We start from the raw sequence: 669 nt of genomic DNA, 5'->3' as shown, positions 1-669 counted from the left end.
CGGGTCGGCGATGCCGAGCAGATCGAAGCTGTGATCGCGGAATGGGGTCCACGGGTCAAGGACGCGGCGTCGTTCTGGCGGGAGTTGTGACCTATGGCGGACGAAGCTGCCATGGGCCGGCTGTCGGAGGCCCAGAACGAACACATCTTTCGCACGGAGATCCTGCCCGACTATCTCCCTGACGATATCGGCAAGGCGGATCGGCCGACCCTCATCGTGCTCGGTGGCCAGCCCGGTTCGGGCAAAACAGCTTTGCTGACAACAAGCCTCACGGAGCTGGAGCAATCCGGTCCGGCCATCCGCGTCGTCGGAGACGATCTGCGGTCCTACCATCCGGGATTTGTCGCACACCAGAATGCCGATCCGATGACGGCGTCACGCTTCACGCAGGCCGATGCCGGCATCTGGAGCGAGAAGTTGCTGACGGTTGCCACCGAACGCGGTGTCCACGTCGTGTTCGAAACCACGATGAGGACCCCCGACAATGTCGAGAAGGTCATGACGACCGGACGATCGGCCGGCTATCGCATCGAGGCGCGCGTGCTGGCCATCAGTCCGGGGGTCAGTTGGCAAGGTTGCCACTACCGCTTTGAGGAATTGCATCACGCCGGCGCTGCAGCGCGGCTCCCGCCGCGCGCCGTCCATGATGCCGCCGTCACCGGCCTCGCA

1 protein-coding gene is annotated in these 669 nt (G+C 64.4%); it reads left to right on the top strand.

Features of this window, described 5'->3' with window-relative positions; all coding sequences use genetic code 11:
• Nucleotides 1–93: 93 nt before the first annotated feature.
• A partial coding sequence (locus tag CEV33_RS00300) for a zeta toxin family protein (RefSeq protein ID WP_167388071.1) occupies nt 94–669 on the top strand: 576 nt, incomplete at its 3' end.

It is taken from the genome of Brucella grignonensis, from assembly GCF_002252505.1.
Lineage (GTDB): Bacteria > Pseudomonadota > Alphaproteobacteria > Rhizobiales > Rhizobiaceae > Brucella > Brucella grignonensis.
This window is presented reverse-complemented; position numbering and strand designations above follow the sequence as displayed.